This window comes from Sphingobium sp. B8D3B (assembly GCF_025961875.1).
GTDB lineage: Bacteria > Pseudomonadota > Alphaproteobacteria > Sphingomonadales > Sphingomonadaceae > Sphingobium.
This window is the reverse complement of sequence record NZ_JAOQON010000001.1, coordinates 1,352,787-1,374,344: the sequence shown is the minus strand read 5'-3', so window position 1 is coordinate 1,374,344 and position 21,558 is coordinate 1,352,787. Positions and strand designations below refer to the sequence as shown.

At 65.8% G+C, this 21,558-nt stretch carries 18 protein-coding genes; 8 read left to right on the top strand and 10 right to left on the bottom strand.

The window, feature by feature from the left end; genetic code table 11:
• Window positions 1–54 precede the first annotated feature (54 nt).
• Complete coding sequence (locus M2343_RS06410; RefSeq protein ID WP_319799392.1) at window positions 55–924, bottom strand: alpha/beta fold hydrolase; 870 nt, start codon at window positions 922–924, stop codon at window positions 55–57.
• Between the two features lie 259 nt (window positions 925–1,183).
• Between M2343_RS06410 and phaR the strand changes: the two genes are divergently transcribed.
• Window positions 1,184–1,738 carry a polyhydroxyalkanoate synthesis repressor PhaR gene (phaR, locus tag M2343_RS06405; RefSeq protein WP_264576018.1) on the top strand — a complete coding sequence of 185 codons (555 nt, stop codon included), beginning with the start codon at window positions 1,184–1,186 and terminating at the stop codon, window positions 1,736–1,738.
• Between the two features lie 29 nt (window positions 1,739–1,767).
• On the opposite strand, the gene M2343_RS06400 is transcribed toward phaR, so the two are convergent.
• Complete coding sequence (locus M2343_RS06400; RefSeq protein ID WP_264576017.1) at window positions 1,768–3,642, bottom strand: AsmA family protein; 1,875 nt, start codon at window positions 3,640–3,642, stop codon at window positions 1,768–1,770.
• A gap of 174 nt (window positions 3,643–3,816) precedes the next feature.
• Here M2343_RS06400 and M2343_RS06395 point away from each other — a divergent pair, with 174 nt between their 5' ends.
• Complete coding sequence (locus M2343_RS06395) at window positions 3,817–5,340, top strand: proline--tRNA ligase (RefSeq protein WP_264577509.1); 1,524 nt, start codon at window positions 3,817–3,819, stop codon at window positions 5,338–5,340.
• A 126-nt stretch (window positions 5,341–5,466) separates the two neighbouring features.
• Here the strand turns inward: M2343_RS06395 and moaB are convergent, their stop codons facing one another.
• From moaB to M2343_RS06380, 3 genes are read right to left on the bottom strand one after another with little or no spacing between them, the layout of a single operon-like run.
• The gene (gene moaB, locus M2343_RS06390; RefSeq protein WP_264576016.1) at window positions 5,467–5,994 is read right to left on the bottom strand and encodes a molybdenum cofactor biosynthesis protein B; all 528 of its coding nucleotides are present in this window, start codon (window positions 5,992–5,994) and stop codon (window positions 5,467–5,469) included.
• Window positions 5,984–7,759: a lytic transglycosylase domain-containing protein gene (locus tag M2343_RS06385; protein ID WP_264576015.1), complete on the bottom strand. Its 1,776-nt coding sequence runs from the start codon at window positions 7,757–7,759 to the stop codon at window positions 5,984–5,986. The genes moaB and M2343_RS06385 overlap by 11 nt, the downstream gene beginning before the upstream one ends.
• A complete protein-coding gene (locus M2343_RS06380; protein ID WP_264576014.1) occupies window positions 7,756–8,568 on the bottom strand; it encodes a hypothetical protein in 813 nt (270 codons plus the stop codon). The genes M2343_RS06385 and M2343_RS06380 overlap by 4 nt, the downstream gene beginning before the upstream one ends.
• 138 nt (window positions 8,569–8,706) lie before the next feature.
• On the opposite strand from M2343_RS06380, the gene M2343_RS06375 reads away from it, so the two are divergent.
• Window positions 8,707–10,359 (top strand): electron transfer flavoprotein-ubiquinone oxidoreductase, encoded by a 1,653-nt coding sequence (locus M2343_RS06375; protein ID WP_264576013.1) that lies wholly within the window; start codon window positions 8,707–8,709, stop codon window positions 10,357–10,359.
• 78 nt (window positions 10,360–10,437) lie between these two features.
• Here M2343_RS06375 and M2343_RS06370 read toward each other — a convergent pair whose 3' ends face one another.
• The gene (locus M2343_RS06370) at window positions 10,438–10,584 is read right to left on the bottom strand and encodes a lmo0937 family membrane protein (protein WP_181559368.1); all 147 of its coding nucleotides are present in this window, start codon (window positions 10,582–10,584) and stop codon (window positions 10,438–10,440) included.
• Window positions 10,585–10,736: 152 nt separating this feature from the next.
• Here M2343_RS06370 and M2343_RS06365 point away from each other — a divergent pair, with 152 nt between their 5' ends.
• The 5 genes from M2343_RS06365 (at window position 10,737) to M2343_RS06345 (ending at window position 16,932) form a co-directional block, all read left to right on the top strand.
• Window positions 10,737–11,561: a 4-(cytidine 5'-diphospho)-2-C-methyl-D-erythritol kinase gene (locus M2343_RS06365; RefSeq protein ID WP_264576012.1), complete on the top strand. Its 825-nt coding sequence runs from the start codon at window positions 10,737–10,739 to the stop codon at window positions 11,559–11,561.
• A 45-nt stretch (window positions 11,562–11,606) separates the two neighbouring features.
• A complete protein-coding gene (locus M2343_RS06360) occupies window positions 11,607–12,323 on the top strand; it encodes an N-formylglutamate amidohydrolase (protein WP_264576011.1) in 717 nt (238 codons plus the stop codon).
• Window positions 12,324–12,415: 92 nt separating this feature from the next.
• Window positions 12,416–14,140, top strand: coding sequence for a dihydroxy-acid dehydratase (gene ilvD / locus M2343_RS06355; protein WP_264576010.1), 1,725 nt, complete (start codon window positions 12,416–12,418; stop codon window positions 14,138–14,140).
• A gap of 210 nt (window positions 14,141–14,350) precedes the next feature.
• Window positions 14,351–15,721 (top strand): NAD(P)H-hydrate dehydratase, encoded by a 1,371-nt coding sequence (locus M2343_RS06350; protein WP_264576009.1) that lies wholly within the window; start codon window positions 14,351–14,353, stop codon window positions 15,719–15,721.
• The gene (locus tag M2343_RS06345) at window positions 15,718–16,932 is read left to right on the top strand and encodes a class I SAM-dependent RNA methyltransferase (protein WP_264576008.1); all 1,215 of its coding nucleotides are present in this window, start codon (window positions 15,718–15,720) and stop codon (window positions 16,930–16,932) included. The genes M2343_RS06350 and M2343_RS06345 overlap by 4 nt, the downstream gene beginning before the upstream one ends.
• On the opposite strand, the gene M2343_RS06340 is transcribed toward M2343_RS06345, so the two are convergent.
• The 4 genes from M2343_RS06340 to M2343_RS06325 form a co-directional block, all read right to left on the bottom strand.
• Window positions 16,922–17,359 carry an MAPEG family protein gene (locus M2343_RS06340; RefSeq protein WP_264576007.1) on the bottom strand — a complete coding sequence of 146 codons (438 nt, stop codon included), beginning with the start codon at window positions 17,357–17,359 and terminating at the stop codon, window positions 16,922–16,924. The two genes, M2343_RS06345 and M2343_RS06340, sit on opposite strands and share 11 nt — an antisense overlap.
• A 64-nt stretch (window positions 17,360–17,423) precedes the next feature.
• Entirely contained in the window at window positions 17,424–18,617 is a 1,194-nt protein-coding gene (locus M2343_RS06335; protein ID WP_264572590.1) for a type III PLP-dependent enzyme, read from the bottom strand.
• A 280-nt stretch (window positions 18,618–18,897) separates the two neighbouring features.
• Window positions 18,898–20,238: a methyl-accepting chemotaxis protein gene (locus tag M2343_RS06330; RefSeq protein WP_264576006.1), complete on the bottom strand. Its 1,341-nt coding sequence runs from the start codon at window positions 20,236–20,238 to the stop codon at window positions 18,898–18,900.
• Window positions 20,239–20,339: 101 nt separating this feature from the next.
• Entirely contained in the window at window positions 20,340–21,527 is a 1,188-nt protein-coding gene (locus M2343_RS06325) for a carboxynorspermidine decarboxylase (protein WP_181559378.1), read from the bottom strand.
• Window positions 21,528–21,558 lie beyond the last annotated feature (31 nt).

Below are 21,558 nucleotides of genomic sequence, written 5' to 3'. Positions count from 1 at the left end.
CCTCGATTGCGGCGCCAGGGGCGCAGGTTTCTCTCTCGTGCCGGGCCTCTAGCATCAGCCGCCACAGCGCGAAAGCCAGTCGCTCAATCCTCTCCACAGTTGCGCTTCCGCACGGCTGCCGATCATCATGCCGACGTGGCCGAGCGCAAGGTCGATCCGTTCCGCCGCAGGTGGCACGGCGGCGGCGGGGACGATCCGGTCCGTGGTCGAAGCAATGGCGAGCGTCGGGCAATCCAGCGCTTGCGGGTCCGCGACGGTGCCGTGGATGGACCATTGGCCGCTCGCTGTCATATTGGCGCCATAGCACCGCTCGGCAAGGTCTCGTCCGCTCGCCAGCGTGAGCGGCGCGCCTTCATTGGCCCAGTCTTCCAGTGCGATGAAGGCCTCAAAGGCCGGACTTTCAGCCTCCATCTCGGCGAAGGCGGCATATTTGCGAATGGTACGATCGGGATCGAGCGACCAGAAGCCGGTCTGGAACACTTCCATCGGAACAAGGCCCAGCGCCTCGCAGCCGGGCTTGGCCTTGGCCCAGATTTCGGCAAGCTGGGACTGAAAGGGGCCGTCATAAGCGGAAAAGTCCCACGGCGCCGCGATGGTCGCGACGCCGGCGATCGGCTTGCCCAGCGCCTGCAGCCGCGAAGCCGCGCCGATGGCAAGCGTCCCGCCCAGGCAATAGCCGACGAGCAGGGGCGGGCGATCCAGTTGCTGCAACAGGGGTAGCAGCAGGCGCTCGACATGATCGGCCAGATCGACGTCGCGCTCGCCTTCATCCGGCGTCCCCCAGTCCAGCAGCAGGGCATTATGGCCCTGCTGTCCAAGATAGCGCAGCAACGAGCGTTGTTCGGAGAGGTCGAGGACGTGGGGCGGGTTGATCAGCGACGGGATGAGGATGACCGGCGCCCGGTCTCCGCCGGCGCCCCTCATGCTGCGTTGTGCATTGCCGTTTCGCGTGAGCAAAGCCGCGCGGCCATTTTGCGCAGCAATTTCCGGCAGGTCACTCGGCGCAGGTCGCGATGCTGTCTGAAAACGGCGCAATCCTGCCAATGCCTTGCGCCGTAATTGGGCATCTTGTGCCGTAACTTGCCACAATATGGAAAGAAACAGCGGCAGCGGACGCGGCCCATGTTGCGGTGCAGAAAGAAACGATGCTATGTTGCGCCCAACGGAGGGTGGAGCATCATCTATGGCACGATCGAAATCAGGTGGCGAATCAGGGACCATTGTCATCAAGAAGTACGCCAATCGGCGTCTCTATGACACGGAAACCTCCAGCTATATCACACTTGAATTGCTCTCGCAGATGACGCGCGAGGGGCGCGATTTCGTGGTGGTCGATGCCAAGTCCGGCGAAGACATCACGCACAATGTGCTCACCCAGATCATCATGGAAGAAGAACAGCGCGGCGAGAACATGCTGCCGGTCAGCTTCCTGCGCCAGCTCATTTCGCTCTACGGCGACTCGATGCAGTCCATGGTGCCGCAGTATCTTGAGGCGAGCATGGAAGCATTCCGCAAGAACCAGCAGCAATTCCAGGAAGCGATGCAGGGTGCGTTCGCCGGTGGCCCGTTCGCGGAGATTGCCAAGCGCAACATGGAAATGCTCAATGCCGCAGCCAATGCCTTCAAGCCCGCTGCACCTGCCGCACCCGCGAAGGCTGGCGACTCTACTGACGAGGTTTCCGAGCTGAAGGCACAGCTTGCCGCGCTTAACGCCAAGATTGACAAGCTGGGCGGCTGACCAATCTGGCGCGGTCGGATGGCCGCGCCTTAGCGGCCCACGGTCCGAGCGATCAGCGCTGCGCAATTGGCATCCGGTGCGGTTTCCGCGCGACCACCGATCGCTCGACCGACTGCCTTCAGGATGTTGCCGACCGAGCGCGTGTTTTCCGGCACGACCAGATCGGGATTGCGCAATGTGCCGCGCAGATGGGCATTGCCGGGAAGCTGCAGCGCATGTTCGTTCTTGGCGAGGCCCTTGAGGGTCAGCTCGAGACGTTCGGCGGGGAAGCTGACTGTGCCGGTGCCACGTGACTGGCTGACCGGCGTGTCGACGACCAAGGTGCGCACAACGCCGCGTCCGCCCCGCATATCGAGCAGGACCACACCGCAGCGCAGCGCTTCCCGCCCGTCCTCGTCCGCAAACAGGCCCTTGCCTATGTCGAAGCCGAGCAGGCCGGCCAACCGCGCCGGCATCGATCCGCCGCGGGTGACCGCGCCTACGGTTCCGTTCGATTGCCCGACAGCCTCGCGGATCGTGTCGCCCACGCCGGTCAGGCGCGCGCGGGCGTCGACGCGGCCCTGCACGTCGCCCTCGCTGTTGCCGTCTCCGCCCGCCAGCGCCGCGATGCTGCTGTTGCGCATGTCGAGCGCCAGCGTGACCGTCGGCTTGGGCTGGCCATCGCGCTGATTGACCACGGCCCGCCCGGCCATCACGCCCTGCGTCAGGCCGATGCGCAGCGGATCGACGGTGAGGATGCGGTTGTCGAGATTTAGCACCGCGCTGGCATTGGTGAGGGAGGAGGGGCGCCGCCCGCCCAGAATCCGGTCGACGCGCACCGATATGCGCCCGTCCGTCTTGTCGATCTTGCGGATGTTGATCCGCGTGTTGGGCACCAGCCGCTGGCCCTGTGCCCGCTCCAGCGCGACTGCCTGCGCATTGCCCTTGTCGTCGGCCAGATCCTCGAAATCGAGCTGGCTGAAGCGCGCCTCGCCATCCAGCTTGGTGCGGCCATCCACCTTGCGAACCGTGAGCACGCCCGTGAACCGGCTACGGCCGACGGTGCCGCCCAGATCGGCCACGCTCCACACGCCATCGCGCCGTTGGACATTGGCAGCGATATCAACCGGCTGCGTGCCGAACAGCCCGGCCTCGATGATCCGGTCCACCAGTTTGAGCGTGCTGGCACGGGCGGAGACCTTGAAGCTCATGTCGTCCGTGCGCATCGGGCCCGCCATCGTGCCGCGCGCGTGCATGGTGAGGGCGTCCCCCATAATGCGCGCATCGAAGGGCCAGCTTTGCCCGGCGCGCATTGGCGCGCCGGTGAGCCGCAATGTGACCGGTTCCCCTTCGACGGTGCCGGTCCCGGTGCCGCGCAGGCCCTGCTGCGGATCGACCGACAGGTTGACCTTGAACTGCCGCCTCTGGAAGGCATCGCGATAATCGATCACGGCATCATCGACGCGGACCAAAGGCGTTTCCGAGCTGCCCTGGTCGTCCTTATTCGATTTGCTGCCGAGCGCGTCCCAGCTCTTGCGGCGATTCTCGTCGCGCACCAGCGTCAGCCGCACGCCACGGGCGGAGAGCAACTGCGGCCCGCCGCGCCCGAGCAGCAGTCCGATCACGGGCAGACGCAACCGCAACGCCTCGATCCGCGCCAGATCGCCTTCGCCGGCCCAGGCCGGCTGGGGCACACGGATATCCCGCACCTGAATCACGGGGCTGAACGAAAATGCGCTTTCCCGCGTCATCGATCCGATGGTGGCTTTGGTGCCGATCTGGTCCGACAGGCGCCGCTCGGCGGCATCCTTGAACCAGGAAGCGGGGAAGGTTGCAGCCAGTACCAACAGGGCCAGAAGCAGAACCAGCAGCGCGGCCGCGATCATCGCGATGATCCGGGTGCGGCGGGGCGTAGTGCGAATCATCGACGAGAAGTGGGCCATTGGAGACGGGACGAGTGAGGTCAGGGAAAGTTCCCGGTCGTCGCCGGGCGTTCCTGCGCGAACACCTTGGTATTTTCCCGCGCCGCCACTAAAGACCGCCAAATAAACACCGCCGCAATTCCCAATCCAGATCCCGGAAGCCAGACATTGTCCAACATCAAGCACGCGCTGCCCGTCACCCGAGCCAAGGATTTCGCTGCCTGGTATCAGGCCGTGATCAGCGAGGCCGATCTGGCCGAAGAAAGCGGCGTGCGCGGCTGCATGGTCATCCGTCCGTGGGGTTATGGCATTTGGGAGCGCATCCAGAAGCTGATGGATGCGCGCATCAAGGCGGCGGGTGTTGAGAACTGCTATTTCCCGCTGTTCATCCCGCTCTCCTTCTTCGCCGAGGAAGCCGACCATGTCGAAGGCTTCGCCAAGGAAATGGCGGTGGTCACCCACCATCGCCTCAAGAACATCGACGGCAAATTGCAGACCGATCCGGACAGCAAGCTGGAGGAGCCCCTCGTCGTGCGCCCCACGTCCGAGACGGTGATCGGCAAGGCGATGGCGCGCTGGGTGCAGAGCTGGCGCGATCTGCCGCTGCTCACCAACCAGTGGGCCAATGTCGTGCGCTGGGAGATGCGCACCCGCATGTTCCTGCGCACCAGCGAGTTCCTCTGGCAGGAAGGGCATACCGCCCATGCCGACGAAGCCGATGCACGGACCGAGACGATGCGCGCGCTCGAAATGTACCGTGATTTTGCGGAAACCGAGCTGGCCATGCCGGTGGTCGCGGGGGAAAAGCCGGAGAATGAGCGTTTCCCCGGCGCGGTCGCCACCTATTCCATCGAGGCGATGATGCAGGATGGCAAGGCGTTGCAGGCAGGCACCTCGCACTATCTGGGCACGGGCTTCGCCAAGGCGGCCGGCATCCAATATCAGAATCAGGACGGCCAGCAGGCCCTGTGCCACACCACGAGTTGGGGCGTTTCGACCCGCATGATCGGCGGCGTCATCATGGTCCATGGCGATGACGACGGGCTGCGCTGCCCGCCGATGATCGCGCCGCATCAGGTGGTGATCGTGCCCATGCTACGCGATTCAGACGAGGATGCGGCAGTCATCGATTATTGCGAGGCGTTGGCGAAGGATCTGGGCGCAGTGGACGTGTTCCGCGAGCCGCTGCGGGTGCTGTTCGACAAGAAGCCGATCAAGGCTGCGCCCAAGCGCTGGGGCTGGGTCAAGAAGGGCGCGCCGATCATCGTCGAGGTCGGCGGGCGCGATGTGGCGGGCGGCAATGTTTCGGTCGTGCGGCGAGACCGGCTCTATAATGAGGCGGGCAAGCTGGCGAGCGAGGTCATGGCGCGGGATGCTTTCGTGGCGGCGGTCGCGGACATGCTGCGCGGGGTTCAGGATACCCTGCACAGTGAGGCGCGCGCGCGTCTGGATGCGAACATCCGCCGCGACGTGAGCGAACTGACGGCGCTGGCGGGTGCATTCGGCGGGGACAAGCCCGGCTGGGTCGAAGTCGAATGGAGCAAGCCCACCGGCGCGGCGCTGGACAAGGTGGTCGCTTGGCTGAAGGGCGAGAAGCTGACGCTGCGCAACGTGCCGATGGATGCGACGCCGGCGAGCGGGACGTGCATCTTTACCGGCGAGAAGGCTGTAGAGCGGGTTCTGGTCGGCCGCGCTTATTGAGATTTTAGGAGGTTTAGGGGCACCTCCCCATCTCCCGTTCGTGTCGAGCGAAGTCGAGACACATGAGCGCCGTGCTAGGCGTGTCTCGACTTCGCTCGACACGAACGGGATGTGGATTTCCTGAGCCTACTTCTCCAGCAACCGCGGCATCAATTCCACGAAGTTGCACGGCCGAAAGCGGCTATCCAGCTGGTGGACCAAAATCTGGTCCCACCCGTCCTTCACCGCGCCGGTCGAGCCGGGCAGGGCGAAAATGTAGGTTCCGCGCGCCACACAGGCACAGGCGCGGGATTGGATGGTCGAGGTGCCGATCGACTGGAAGCTGAGCCAGCGGAACAGTTCGCCAAAGCCTGGAATGGCCTTGTCCTGCACCTTTTCCAGCGCTTCGGGGGTCACGTCGCGCCCGGTCACGCCGGTGCCGCCGGTGGTGAGGATGACATCGATCTGCGGGTCATCGATCCACCGGTGCAGATGGCCAAGGATCGTCTCGACCGAATCCTTGCTGATCTCGCGGGCCTTCAGCACATGGCCGGCAGCGGTCACCCGCTCGGCGAGCGTATCGCCGGATCGGTCGTCTGCCAGCGTCCGCGTGTCGGAGATGGTGAGCAGGGCGATCTGAACCGGGGTGAAGACGCGGCTCTCGTCAATAGGCACCGGCGGCAGTCCCATGCGGGGTGACGCGGACGGCGACATCCTTGCTGCCATCCGGGAAGCGGACCCACAGGCCCTGCGCCATGGCCGAGAGTGCCGGGGAGCGGCCGCCTTGCTCGTCCATCTGGTAGATCCAGTAATTGCGCAGCACGGCGTTCAGATAGGCGCGGGTCTCGTAATAAGGCACGGATTCGATGAACAGCAGCGGATCGCCCTCATCGCGGATCTGCACGTTCCAGCGCTCGATGGGGGTGGGGCCGGCATTATAGGCTGCGACGACCTTGGGCAGCAGTCCGCCCGTGGCCGGCATCTGGCTGAGCTTGCGCAGATAGGCCTGGCCGAGCGCGAGGCTGACGGCCGGATCGTAAAGCTGATCGGGCGTAACGGCCATGCCGCTGGAGCGGGCAAGCTGCGCGCCCGTGCCCGGCAGGACCTGCATCAAGCCGCGTGCATCGGCTGGGCTGCGTGCATCGGTCTGAAAGCGGGATTCCTGCAGGGCGTGCGCGAAGACCAGCGCGCGCTCGACTTGCCAGCCATTGCTCGGTGACCATTCCGGGCGCGGATAGCGCGCATAAGCGGCTGACTTGCGCCCGCTTGGCGAGCGTTGCGCGAGCCAGAGCTGGGTGGTCGGCAACGAGAGGTCGCTGGCGAGATGCACGAGTGCGCTATAGCGCGTGTCGTCGCTCAGCGCCGCTTCGTGGCGTAGCACGGCATCGGCCTGCGCGCTCCGGCCCAGCGTGGCGAGGATCACGGCGTTGCGGACATTGCCGCTGCCCGCGAGCAGTGACCAATCCTGCGACGACACATTCTCCCGCTTGAGCGCGGTGCTGAAGCCGAGGCCGAGCGTTTCGCGGGCCAGCAGGCCGTAGAAGCTCTCTTCATCGCGCGCCGCGCTGCGCAGCAGGGCATTGACTCGCTCGGGCTTCCGGTCGGCCATCATGGCGCGCGCGGCCCAGAAATAGCTGCGGCTGCGCAGGTCCGCATCGGACGTGCTCATCGCGGCATGATAGAAAGAGTCGGCGGCGGCGGCCCATTGCTTCTCGCGCCAGGCGGCGAGGCCCATCACCCAGTAAGAGGGCGCCACGAACTCGCCGGTGCCGCCATCGACGGCCAGCGCGCCCATGCGGCGGGCATTGGCGGTATCGCCGCAGATGAAATAGGACCAGGCGAGGCGCTGACGCAATTCGGTGCGGCCATCCATGCCGAGCCCGGCCTCGGCGGAGGCGAGCAGGGCCTCGCCCTGATTAGGCTGATCGTCCTTGATATACTGGAGCAGCGTACCGCGTAACTGATCAGCCGCGGCATCGCCCTTCACGGAGCGGAGCATCTGCCGCTGGGGAGAGGTGCCGGTCCACATGAGCTGGCGCGTGGCCGGCCGGTCCGGCAGCGTCTGCGCGCCCCGCTTACGGGCCAGCGAGGCGATGCGGTCGTTCTGCGGAAGGTTGGGCGTCTTGTGCAGCAGGTCGAGCAGGTCGAACAGCTCGACGCGGGGGCTATCCTTGGCGAGATACAACTCGGCTAGCAGATGCGGGCGCATGCTGTCCGCCTCGGAGAGGCCGAGAATGGCACTGCGCGCCTCGTCCCAGCGCTTGCCCTCCAGCATGGCGAGAATGGCGCCATATCGGCCTTGCTCATCCTGGCTCGGCGTCGGGATCGCCGAAGCCGCCGCCGCCGGCTGGGCTACCGCCAGCGGGCCAGCGAGCGCGCACAGCGACAAGGCAATGAGCAACGACCGGCGCACACGGGATCGGGAAGGAGACCTGTTCATTGCGTCAACAATCCATGGAGCATACGCACGCTTTGCCAGCTTCTGGCCTTGGCAAGCGGCCGGTTCATTAGCAGATCAGGCCCCGCGAGGGCGACCGTATCCACGCTGCCATGCGGCAGGTCAATCTTTTCAAGTCCCACGAGGCCGGGTCGCCAGCGCTCGCCGAGCATGGCGCGACCGATCCGGTCACCCAGCAGGATGATCGCGCCCGGCTGGACCAGATCGAGATAGCGGCTGATCCGCGCAGCGAGCTGGGGGAGCAAAGCGGCATCGAGATGACCGCCCGGCGGACGGCGCAGAGCCAGCGGCAGACAGGGCGCCTGTGCGGGCTCAAGGCCGAGCGTGCCGAGCATCGAGGCGATGAACCGCTGCTGTTGCGGCTCGAGAAGCTGGGCCAGATCGGTTGCACCGGCGGCCGGCATCTCGACGAGGAGAACGAGGCGCGGCGCGTGCAGGGCGGGGAGCGCGATCCGCTCGCCATGCCAGTCGGCTTCCGGCTGGCCGGCATCCTGCGCAATCCAGTCGAGGAAGCCCGGTAAATCTCCCGGCATCCTCTTGGGCGCCTGATCCGGCGTGCGGGCCTGTACGGGGGCGGGCTGCGGCGCCGGCCCGGGGGCTTCAGCAGGCGCATCAATGGCCGGCCGCGCGGCAACGTCTGCTGCGCCACTGGCTGTGTTGGAAGAGCGTCGCCAGAATGGAACGGGTTCGCCATCCCGCCAGCGCCGGGGCGCCTCGTCGGTGGCGCAATCCAGCCCCGCTTCCCGCCACCAATGCGCATAGGCATAGGCCGCCTGCTCCGGCGTCATCATGTCCTGCTCACCCATGGGTTTACAGAGACAGAGGTTGACGGCGCGGTCAACTCTGCCGCATCGCTGGCGACTGTAAAGCGTGAAAATATTGCGGCGACCGGACGGAACTCCAGAGCGTCCCCGCCTAGGGAGGTAGACATGTCCGAACGGGAATCCATGCCCTATGATGTGGTGATCGTAGGCGGAGGCCCTGCAGGCTTGAGCGCGGCGATCCGCCTCAAGCAGCGCGCCCAGGCGGCGGGCAGCGAGATCAGCGTCTGCGTGCTGGAAAAGGGCTCGGAGATCGGCGCGCACATTCTCTCGGGCGCAGTGATCGATCCCCGGGCGCTTGATGAGCTGCTGCCGGAGTGGCGGACCAGCGACTGCCCGCTGGCGCAGGTGCCGGTCACCGAGAACCATCACTGGATGCTCAGCCGCTCGAGCAAATTCGCGGTGCCGCATCTGCTGACGCCGGGTTTCATGCACAATAAGGGCACGTATACCGGCTCGCTGGGCTCGCTGTGCCGGTGGCTCGCCGAACAGGCGGAGGGGCTGGGTGTGGAAATCTTCCCCGGCTTTCCTGCAGCCGAGATCCTGTACGATGAAAATGGCGCCGTGAAGGGCGTCGCGACCGGCGACATGGGCGTGGCCCGCGGTGGCAGCCGCAAGCCGGATTATCAGCCGGGGCTGGAGCTTCATGCCCGCTACACGCTGTTCGCGGAAGGGGCGCGCGGCCACCTCACCAAGCAGCTCAAGGCCCGCTTCGATCTGGAAGCGGACAGTGATCCGCAGACCTATGGCCTGGGCTGCAAGGAATTGTGGGACATCGATCCGGCCAAACATGTGCCCGGCCGGGTGATCCACACGCAAGGCTGGCCGCTGACCGATGCCTATGGGGGCGGCTTCCTGTATCATCAGGCGAATGGTCAGGTGGCGCTCGGCTTCGTGGTCGGGCTGGGCTACAAGAACCCCTATCTGAGCCCGTTCGAGGAATTCCAACGCTGGAAGCAGCATCCGGATATCCGCGCGGTGCTGGAAGGCGGCAAGCGCGTCTCCTACGGCGCCCGCGTCATCAATGAGGGCGGCTGGCAATCCATCCCGAAGCTGGTGATGCCCGGCGCGGCGCTCATCGGCTGCTCGGCCGGTTTTGTGAATGTGCCGCGCATCAAGGGCACGCATACAGCGATGAAATCCGCGATGCTGGCGGCCGACGCCGTGGCGGATGCGGTCGCGGCGGACCGCTCGGGCGATGTGCTGGAGGCCTACCCAGCCGCGCTGGACGAAAGCTGGATCGCCAAGGAGCTGAAGCTGGTGCGCAATGCCGGCCCGGGGCTGGCCAGGTTCGGTAATGTCGTGGGTACGCTGTTTGCTGGCATCGATATGTGGATGCGCTCGCTCGGCATCGGGCTGCCGTTTACGCTGCGCAACAAGGCCGATCATACCAAGCTCTGGCGCAAGGATGCCGTTCACAAGATCGATTATCCCAAGCCGGACGGGGTATTCAGTTTCGATCGGCTCTCGTCGGTCTTCCTCTCGGGCACCAATCATGAGGAGGACCAGCCGGTCCATCTGCAGCTCAAGGACCCGGACGTGCCGATCCGCTACAATCTGCCGCTCTACGACGAGCCGGCCCGTCTCTATTGCCCGGCGGGTGTCTATGAAGTGGTAGAGGATGGCGCCGGAAATCCGCGCTTCCAAATCAACGCGCAGAACTGCGTCCACTGCAAGACCTGCGACATCAAGGATCCGACCCAGAATATCAACTGGGTGGCGCCCGAGGGCGGCGGCGGGCCGACTTATCCGAACATGTAGCTGCGCCTATATCCTCGCTGACGCATAGAAAAACGGGGCCGATCAAGGCCCCGTTTGTTCATCGATCATCTGGCGCGATCAGAGAGATCGGCGACCGGTGATGAGCTGGAATACGAAGACCACGCCCGCGATCAGCAGGAGAATGTGGATCAAGCCGCCGCCGACATGCAGGACGAACCCAAGCAGCCACAGAACGATCAGAATACCGATGATGGTCCAGAGCATGGAGGTCCCTTTCAACACAATGTTTTGACGATAGGGAGACGGTTTTCGGACGGAATGGTTCCCGTCGCCCTCGGAGGGCGCGGCGTGCCCTTATCACGCAACCAGCATATGCAGGCGAGACAGCGGCGTTCAGAGCAGCTAAGAGCGCGGCCGTGCTCAGAGAAACCGCCTACGCCAAACTCAACCTTGCTCTTCATGTCCGCGCGCGCCGCGCCGATGGCTATCATGAGCTGGAGAGCCTGTTCGCTTTTTGCGCGGATGGCGACGGGCTGAGCGGCACGCTCCGCGAGGACGGCGAGATCGCGCTGCGGGGCGAAGGGCCGTTCGCCGATGGCTTGCCGACCGATGAGCGCAATCTGGTGATGCGCGCGGCGCACGCCCTGCAAGCCGCGACTGGCGGCCATCTGGGCGCCGATCTGCTGCTCGAGAAGCGCCTGCCGGTTGCTTCCGGCATCGGAGGCGGTTCGGCCGACGCTGCCGCTGCGCTTCGGCTGCTGGTGCGTCTGTGGGACGTGCGGCCGATGGAGATCGATTTCCCGGCCATCGCCTCGGCGCTGGGCGCCGATGTGCCCGCCTGCCTTGGCTCGGGCACCGTATTCGGGACGGGCGTGGGCGATCGGCTGGAGACGATTGATCTCGATCTGGCAGAGACGCCCGTGTTGCTGGTGAATCCGCTGGTCGCCTGCCCGACCGGGCCTGTGTTCGGCGGATGGGACGGCATCGACCGGGGCGCGCTGGACCCGCTGGCATGGGCGCGGGGCCGCAACGATCTGACGGCGAGCGCGATGGCTCTGGTGACGGAAATCGAGGACGTGCTGGCGGTGCTACGCGCGCAGCTTCCTCAAGTTGCCCGCATGTCCGGCTCCGGTGCGACCTGCTTTGCCGTTTTCGCGAGCGAGGCCGAGCGGGATGCAGCCGCCGACCGCATCATCGCCGACCATCCCGACTGGTGGGTGATGACCAGCCTGCTGCGCTGAACACGTGGTCTTTTGGCTGGGCCCAAACTGCGCTAGGCCTTGGGCATGACTGATGCGTTTCAAATCCTGGGCGATCCGTCCGCACCGATTCTGATCATCGCCGATCATGCCTCCAACCATGTGCCGGAGGATATCGATCTCGGTCTGCCCGCTGCCGTGCTGGAGGAGCATGTCGCGATCGATATCGGCGTCGCGCAGGTCGCGCGGCTGTTGGTGGATCAGGGCGGGTGCTGCTCCATCCTGGGCGGCGTTTCGCGCCTCGTGATCGATTATAATCGCGAGGCGGATTCGGCCGGGCTGGTGCCGGTGCATAGCGATAGCCACCTTATCGAGGGCAACAGCACCGCCGAGGTCGCCGACCGCCTCGCGCGCTTCTACGATCCCTATCATGCCGAGGTCGCCGTGCTGGCCGGGCAGGGGCATCGGCCGTTCCTGCTCTCGTTGCACAGTTTTACGCCGCAATTGCGCAGCCGGCCCGAGGAGGCGCGCCCATGGGACATCGGCGTGCTCTACAATCAGGACGATCGCGGCGCGCGGATCGCCATCCCACTGCTGGCCGCCGCCGGGCTGGTGGTGGGCGATCAGGAGCCCTATTCGGGCAAGCTGCTCAATGCGACGATGAACCGCCATGCCGAGGCCCATGGGCGGCCCTATCTTGGCATCGAGATGCGGCAGGATCTGGTGAGCGACGGCGCCGGTCAGGCGCGGCTGGCGGGCATCATCGGCCCGGTGCTGCGCGCCTGCCGTGCGGCCTTTTCCTGAGAGCGGCTCGCAACAGGCGGGTTTTGCGCCCTCCATGCTTGCAAGCCGCCCCGCAACGGGCCTAGAGCGCTGCCCGCAGGAAGGTGAATGAAATGACCCACAGCTTCGACAAATCCAAACTCCCCAGCCGCTACGTCTCCGTTGGCGTCGAGAGCGCCCCCCACCGCAGCTATTATTACGCGATGGGCTGGAAAGAAGAGGATATTGCCAAGCCGTTCGTAGGTCTCGCCTCCGCCGGCAATGACAGCGCGCCGTGCAACACCACGCTCGATACGCAGGCCAATTGGGCGCGCGAGGGCGTGATGGCGGCAGGCGGCACGCCGTTCCGGTTCAACACCATCACGGTGACCGATGGCATCGCCATGGGTCATCAGGGCATGAAGAGCAGCCTCGTCAGCCGCGAGGTCATCGCGGACTCGGTCGAACTCTCGGTGCGCGGCCACTGCTATGACGCGCTAGTCACCTTCGCCGGCTGCGACAAGTCGCTCCCCGGCATGATGATGGCGATGCTGCGGCTCAACGTGCCCAGCATCTTCGTCTATGGCGGCTCCATCCTCCCCGGCCAGTATAAGGATCGCGAGGACCTGACCGTCATCGACGTGTTCGAGGCTGTCGGGCGGTTCGCTGCCGGCAATTGCCCGCTCTCGGAAGTCACCGCCATCGAGAAGGCGGCCTGTCCGGGCCATGGCGCATGCGGCGGCCAGTATACCGCCAACACCATGGCCTGCGTCGGCGAAGCCATCGGCCTGTCGCTGCCGAACAGCAACATGGTGCCGGCGCCCTACAAGAGCCGTCAGGAAATCGCTGTCGCGGCGGGCAAGCAGATCATGGAGCTGCTCAAGATCAACCTGCGCCCGCGTGACATCTGCACGCGCGAAGCCTTTGAGAATGCCGCCCGCATCGTCGCGGCGACCGGCGGCTCCACCAACGGCGCGCTGCACCTCCCGGCCATGGCGAATGAATGCGGCATCGACTTCTCGCTGTTCGACGTTGCCGAGATCTTCAAGACGACGCCGTACATGGCTGACCTCAAGCCGGGCGGCAAATATGTCGCCAAGGACATGCATGCCGCCGGCGGCATCTACATGCTCATGAAGTCGCTGGCCCAGACCGGCCTGCTGCACCTCGATTGCATGACGGTGACCGGCAAGACGCTGGGCGAGAATATCGACGAAGTGACGTGGAACCCCGACCAGAAGGTCATCTACGACGCCAGGACCCCGATCACGCCGACCGGCGGTGTCGTCGGCCTCAAGGGCAGCCTTGCGCCGGACGGGGCGATCGTGAAGGTCGCGGGCATGAAGCGCCTGCAGTTCACCGGCATCGCGAAGGTGTTCGAGCGCGAGGAAGAGGCGTTCGCCGCCGTCGAGGCACAGCAGATCGTGGACGGCGATGTCGTGGTGATCCGCTACGAAGGCCCCAAGGGCGGCCCCGGCATGCGCGAGATGCTCTCGACCACCGCTGCGCTTTATGGGCAGGGTCTGGGCGAGAAGGTCGCGCTCATCACGGACGGGCGCTTCTCGGGCGGCACGCGCGGCTTCTGCATCGGCCATGTCGGCCCGGAAGCAGCGGACGGGGGGCCCATCGCGCTGGTCGAAAATGGCGATACGATCAGCATCGATGCCGAGGCGGGCACGATCGACCTGCTGGTCGACGAAGCCGTGCTCGCCGAGCGCCGGGCGAAGTGGCAACCGCGCCAGAATGATTATCAGGCGGGTGCCCTGTGGCGCTACGCGCAGAATGTCGGTCCGGCTTGGCAGGGCGCGGTGACGCATCCGGGCGCCAAAGCGGAGAAGCATGTCTTCGCTGATATCTGATCCCATGGCCCTTCTCCTCGGGAGAGGGGCTTGGGCTGATGCATCCCCGCGTCAGTTGCGGCGCCACCGAGGCTTATTTGCTCAACGCCGTGCTCCTGCGAAGGCAGGAGCCCAGGGTGTATGCGACGGTCCTGACCGCCCTAGGCTCCTGCCTTCGCAGGAGCGCAGTGGGGGTGTTGCAGGGGGCGTGCTCGTCCCAACGGTCCGCCAATGACCGCCGCGCCCATCCTTACCGTCGCCCAGATGCGCGCCGCCGAGCAGGCGCTGTTCGATGCCGGCACCGATCCCTACGCCCTGATGTGCAGGGCAGGGGAGCGCGCCGCAGAGGTGATCTTCCGCGCAGGCGCGATGCGCGATGTGCTGGTGCTCTGCGGCCCCGGCAACAATGGCGGGGACGGCTTCGTCATCGCCCGTGCCCTGCGCGATCTGGGCGTGTCCGTCCGCGTGGCGGCGTTGGGCGAGAGCGGAACGGACAGCAGCCGCAAGGCGCGCGCCGATTGGGGCGGCCCGCTCGAGGATATCATGCTTGCCGAACCGGCGACGCAGTTGGTGGATGCGCTGTTCGGCATCGGCCTCACGCGCGGCCTGTCACCGGAGCTGGCGGCGCGGCTCGGCGCCTTGGTGGAGGCCGCGCAACTGAGCTACGCCATCGACGTCCCGAGCGGCGTGGAGAGCGATGCCGTGCTCGCGCTCTCCCCAGTGCCGGTCTTCACCCATTGCCTCTCGCTGGGCGCCTGGAAGCCCGCCCAGGTGCTGATGCCGGCGCTCGGCTTCGCGCAGCAGCATTGGCTTGTCGACATCGGCATCGACGCGCCGGCGGATGCCGCGCGGTTTCTTCAGCCGCCATCGATCCGGCCTCCGGCCCGTGATGCCCACAAATATCTGCGCGGTCTGGTCTGCGTTGTGGCCGGCGCGATGCCGGGCGCGGCCGCGCTGGCGGCGGAGGCGGCGGCGCACAGCGGTGCTGGCTATGTCCGGCTGATCGGGCAGGCCGCGCCGGCCGGCTCTCACAGTCACGCCATTGTGCGGAGCGAGCATTTCGAGGTGGATCGGGCCAAGGCGCTGCTCGTCGGCTCCGGCCTTGGGCGCGATGATGCCGCATGGCGCACGCTCCTCACGGCCTTGAGGGCAGGGGTGCCGACCGTCGCCGATGCGGATGCTTTATGGCTCATGGGCACGCGCGGTCGGCCGGAAGCGCCACCTCCTGCCGTCGTCACTCCGCATGAAGGCGAGTTCTGCCAGCTTTTCGGCGCACGACCAGGTAACAAGATCGATCGCACTCGCGCGGCAGCGGCCGATATCGGGGCCGTCGTCGTCCACAAAGGCGCGGACAGCGTGATCGCCGCGCCCGATGGACGCTGCGTCGTCGCCCCGCCGGCTTCGTCATGGCTCTCCACCGCCGGCACGGGTGATGTGCTCGCCGGCTTGTGCGCGGGCCGTCTGGCGGTTACGGGCGATGCCTTCACCGCTGCCTGTGAGGCCGTCTGGCTGCATGGCGAGGCTGGCCGCCGTGCCGGCGCGGCCTTCATTGCCGACGATCTTGTCGGTTGCCTTCCTGCTGCCCTTGCGAGTGCCTCATGACCAGCCCCGATCCCGATCTTATCGTCCGCATTGCCGCGCGAGGCGATGGCGTGACGGCGGATGGCCGCCATGTGGCGCTGAGCGCGCCGGGCGACCGTCTGCGCACCGATGGCAGCATCGAGGCCGGGCCGCATCACGTCACGCCGCCATGCCGGCACTTCCCGCAATGCGGGGGCTGCCAGCTCCAGCACCTGTCGGATGAGGCCTTCACCGAATATGTGCGCGATCGCGTGGCCGGCGCGCTGGCCGGGCAGGGGCTGAGCGCGCAGGAGGTCGCCGCGTCTTATGTCTCGCCGCCGCACAGCCGTCGTCGGGCCAGCCTGCGCGCGCTGCGGCTCGGCAAGCGCATCCAGTTCGGCTTCTCGGAGCAGGGCAGTCATAAGCTTATCGATCTGCGCGAATGCCCGGTACTGGACCCGCGCCTTTTCGCGCTTGTCGCGCCGCTGCGTGCGCTCTTTGCGACGATGCTGCCGGATCGCCAGCCAGGCGAGGCGGATCTGACGCTGGTCGATCAGGGCGTGGATGTCGTCCTTTCAGGCCTGCGGGTCGATGGCCTTGCCCAAACCGAGGCGCTGCTCGACTTTGCCCGTGAGAACCAACTCGCCCGGCTCATCCTGATCGATGACGATGCCCCGATGACCATCTGGGAGCCGGAGCCGGCGACGGTGCGCTTTGGCAAGGTCCTCACGGGCTACCCGCCACGCGCCTTCCTGCAGGCGACGGAGGACGGGGAGGCGGCTCTGGTTGCCGAGGTGAGGCAAGCGCTGGGCGGCGCAGCCATGGTGGCCGATCTGTTCGCGGGAATCGGCACCTTCGCCCTGTCGGTCGCCAATGATGTGCCGGGCCGCAAGGTTTATGCGGCAGAGGCCGCGCGCGATCTGGTGATGGCCCTGCGCGGCGGCGGCAATCGCCTGCCCGGCCGCATCTTCCCGGAGCATCGCGACCTGTTCCGCCGTCCGCTCACGCCAGCGGAACTCAACCGCTTCGATGCCGTCGTGCTCGATCCGCCTCGTGCCGGCGCGCGCGAGCAGGTGGCGCAGATCGCGGCCTCACAGGTACCGCTGATCGTCTATGTCTCCTGCAATCCGGCCAGCTTCGCGCGGGATGCGGTGATGCTGGTCGAGGCAGGCTACCGCATCGAGCGCGTCAAGCCCGTCGGCCAGTTCCGCTGGTCGACCCATGTAGAGCTGGTCGCGACCTTCAGGCGCTGAGCCGTAGCGCGGCGAGCAGGCCGTTGACGGCCAGCACCGCCAGCAGGATCGACGAGAGGAAGAACAGGCTGGCGCGCACCGGAATGGTGTTCACCTTCGCTTGCCACACGCTGTGGACGATCCGGATGCCCACATAGGCCCAGGCGAGGGCGATGTTGGCCGTTGTGTCCTGGCCGAGCAGCGCAAGGCCGATCGCCGTCGCGTAGAAGATCGTCGGCTGTTCCATCAGATGCACATAATTGTGCGCGGGCCAATTGATCTCGCGCGCGAGCATCCGGTCGAGATCCTGCCCGCGTCCGCCGCGTGCCTGCTCCGGCGAGATTTTTAGCTTGCTGAGCGCCGGTAGCCGCAGCGCGACCATCCAGATGAGCATCACGATAGACCAGAGCACCAGCGCAAACACCGGCACCAGCAGATTGACCGACATGAAAAAGCCTCCCCGAAACTTGTCCGGAGAGGCTGTCTCATTCTGCTAGGCTTGGCAATCCGCTTTAGCGGCGCAGTTGCACCACGTTGGACTGCTGCGGGACGGGCTCTTCCTCGCGGTAGAGGCTGGCCATCGGCTCGTCGGCGACCTGTGCGACGCTCTCCGCGCCGAAGCCGTTGAAGTCGGTGCGCATAGCATTGCCATAGGCGCCGAGCATCCCGATCTCGATATAGTCGCCCACACGCACGTCCGCAGGGAGCATGAACGGGCCGGCCATATGGTCCATGTCGTCGCAGGTCGGGCCGTAAAAGCTGAAAGCTTCCTGATCCGCCTCGTTGGCTTCCGCGCGCAGCAATTGCACGGGGAAGCGCCAGCCGAGATGCGCGGCATCGAACAGCGCGCCATAGGCGCCGTCGTTGATAAACAGCTCGTTACCGCGGCGCTTTTCCACGCGCACCAGCAGCGAGCTATATTCCGCGCACAGCGCCCGGCCCGGCTCGCACCACAGCTCTGCCGAATAGGAAATCGGCAGGCTCTCGAAGGCGCGGTGAATGGCCGAGAAATAATGGCCGAGCGGCGGCGGCTCCATGCCGGGATAGGTGGAGGGGAAACCGCCACCCACATCCACAATGTCCACCGTCACCGATGCATCGACGATCGCGGCGCGCACGCGCTCGATAGCCTGCACATAGGCGTGGGGCGACATCGCCTGGCTGCCGACGTGGAAGCAGATGCCGAGCGCATCGGCGGCCTGACGGGTGGCCTGCAGCAGCTCACGCGCATCGGCGAGATCGCAACCGAACTTGGAAGCAAGGCTCAGCTTGCTGTGCTCGGAGGAGACGCGCAGGCGCACGCACAGCTCAAGGTCCGGCGCGCCACGGGTGGCCCGCACGATCTTCTCCAGCTCCTCGAGCGAATCCAGCGAGAAGGTCCGCACGCCATGCTTGAAATAGGCCTCGCGAATGGCTTCCTCGGCTTTCACCGGATGCATGAAGCAGAGCTTGGCCTGCGGCAGCGTCCGCGCGACCAGCCGAACCTCGGCAATGGACGCGACATCGAAATGCGTGATTCCAGCTGCCCACAGCGTTTCCAGCAACGCGGGCGAGGGATTGGCCTTGACGGCATAGAGCGAGCGCCCCGGGAACTTCGTCGAGAAGTATCGAGCGGCGCGGGCAGCTGCCTGCGGGCGAATAAGCGTTACCGGTGCTGCCGGTTTGAGGGAGAGAGCTACCCCCAGCGCGCTATGATGCTTGTACAACTCAAGGGACCTCCAGTGGATTACAGTCGAAAAGAGCTGCCTTGCGGTGGAAGTCCCATGGGGCAGCAGGGGTGCGCATATATGACCTGCGGCCCCCCCTGTAAAGATCGGGGGTCAAAATTGAGTCACGCGCTGCGGCGCTGGAAAGTGTCGGAAAGTCTGGCTTTTTCGTAATGGCGCCGGTGCGATGGCGCAATTTCGGTGCAGGATCGGACGTGTCGCAAACCCGCCGGATCGGGTGGCGCGGTTGCGGCGAGTCGAATCTTCTCCCGAATGCGCTTCAATCAGCGGCGCCGTCGCCCATCGCGATGTCGCTCAGGAACCGCTCCACCCGCCGCGAGAGGCTGCTCGATGAGTCGCTCAGATCATGAGCCGTCCGCGCCAGATCCTGCGCACCTTCGGCAGCGTATCGCGCATTGCCGGAGATGCGCACGATATGCGCCTCGATGTCCTTGCTCGCCGAGGCCGCCTGTTCGGTGCCGGCGGCGAGATGGAGGGAGAGGGCGCGCTGCGCGCTGACCGTCGCGGTGACGCCATCGGCGATCTGCTTGATGCTGGCGATCACGCGCTCAAGACCCGCCTGTGCCCCTGTCACCGCCGTGATCGTGCCGCGAACCGTCAGCGCATGGGTGCGAATGTCCTGCGCAGCGGCGCCTGTCTTCTGGGCAAGGGCGCGCACTTCATTGGCGACGACGGCGAAGCCGCGTCCGGCTTCTCCAGCCCGCGCCGCTTCGATCGAGGCGTTGAGCGAGAGGAGCTTGACCGACCGGGCCAGCGTTTCGATGGTGGTGGTGATCGTTTCGATGGATTGCGTGGCCTGATCGAGAGCCTGCGCTTGCGCCGCGCTGGCATCGACGCGGGAAACAGCTTCGGCGGCGACAGCCCGCGCCTGCGCCGTTTCCTGGTCGAGCCGCCCGAGCGATTGCACCAATGCGGCGCTGGAGCGCGCCACCTCATCCATCATCGCGCCGTTCTGGCCGGCGGCGGTGAGCACGTGCAAGGCGTGGTCGGTATTGTCCTGGCTGCGGGTGGCGGTGCCGGTGGCCGTGCCCTGGAGCAGCGACGCCATATCGCCAAGCGCCGTAGAGAGGCTCTGGATGTCCTGCTCGAAGGCCGCGCTCACCGCGCGCAGTCGCGCCAGTTCCGCGTCGCGCGCGCGACGCTGCCGCACCTCCTGCGCGTTGATGGCCCCGAGAATGGCGGCATTAGGGACGAAGCCAGCATAGCGGCCCCCGCGCGTCACGATGATCGCTTCCTTGCCGCCATCGCGGGCGTGGACAGCAAGCAGGCCGGCGAGGCCTCGATCCATCTCGATCACCGGGCAGCGCTGCATCCGCTCGCCAAAGGCGATGGTGATGCCGGGATTGCTCAGCAGGGCATAGCCATAGGGGTTGAAGAGGATATTGCGGACGTCCTCCTCATAGATGGCGCCAATGGGGCGATCTGCCTCATCGACCAGCGGGAGAAGCCGCAAGCCCATATGCTGGCGAAACAGCGCGACAATCTCCATGGACGAGGCGCCCTGCCGCGCCTTGATCTGCTCGCTGCCCAGCATCCGCAGCCCGGCGAGAGCGTCCTCGTCATCCTGTCCGTCGATCTGGAAAGAGGCGGCATGCATCATGCCACGCCTCTAGAAGCCGGACGGTAAAATTTTGGTTATCCAGTTCGAATGAGGCGAGGAAATTCAAGGGCTTATTGTGACAGTTTTATGTCGTTTCCATGTCAGCTCAACCGGCCCTTGAAGTCCTCATAGCCGAACTGGCGGATTTCCTGCAGCTCGTCCGTCTCGCTGTCCCACAGCCAGATGGAGGGCAGCGGTACGCCGTTGAAGGTGTTGGTCTTCACCATGGAATAATGCGCCTGATCGAGAAACGCGATGCGGCGCCCCGGCTCGGCGGGGACGGGCAGGGCATAGTCGCCGATGATATCGCCTGCGAGGCAGGAGGGACCGCCGAGCCGCACCAGATCGCCGCCGGGTTGCTCGCCGAGCATTGCCGGGCGATAGGGCGCCTCGATCACGTCCGGCATGTGGCAGGTCGCGGAAATATCCACGATGGCAACAGGCATGCCATTGTCGATCACATCGAGAATTTCGCCCACGAGGATGCCCGCATCCAGCGCCACGGCCTCGCCGGGCTCCAGATACACGTCGAGCCCGGTCTCACGGCGGACCTGCTGGAGGAAGGCGACCAGCTCATCGCGCTGATAGTCGGCGCGGGTGATATGATGGCCGCCGCCGAAGTTCAGCCATTTGAGCTGAGGAAAGAAGCGCTTGAGGCTCGGCTCGACCGAGGCCCATGTCCGGCCCAACGGCACGAAATCCTGCTCGCACAGCGTATGGAAATGAATGCCGTCCACGCCCTCGAGATGCTCAGGGAGTAGCTGGTCGATGGGGAAGCCGAGCCGACTGTTGGGCTGGCAGGGATCATATTTCGCCACCTCGCCCTCGGCATGGAGCGGATTGATCCGCAAGCCCACGTCGAAGCTCATCCCCTGCGCGCGCTGCGCATCGAGAATGGGCCGGAAGCGCGCATGCTGGCCGGGCGAGTTGAAGATGATATGGTCGGAAAGCACACAGATCTCGGGCAGGTCTGCCGCCTTGTAGCCGGCGCAATAGGTCGCAACTTCGCCCTTCTCATCGAGCCCGGTATATTCCTCGCGGCCCAGTCGGGCCTCGTAGAGGCCGGAGGCGCAGACTCCGTCGAGATAGGCTGAGACAGTGGGCCCGAGCGACCACATGGAGAACGCCTTGAGCGCCGCCAGCATCTTGATGCCGCCCCGATCCCGCACGTCCTTGAGGATCGTCAGGTTGCGGCGGATGGCGGCGGCATCGACCACGAAGGCGGGCGAGGGTACGCGATTGAGATCGAAGCGCGCAAAGGCGCCGGGGTCGCCGGCTCGGGTTTCCATGGGGTCAGCTCCGCTCAAATCATGTCATGGC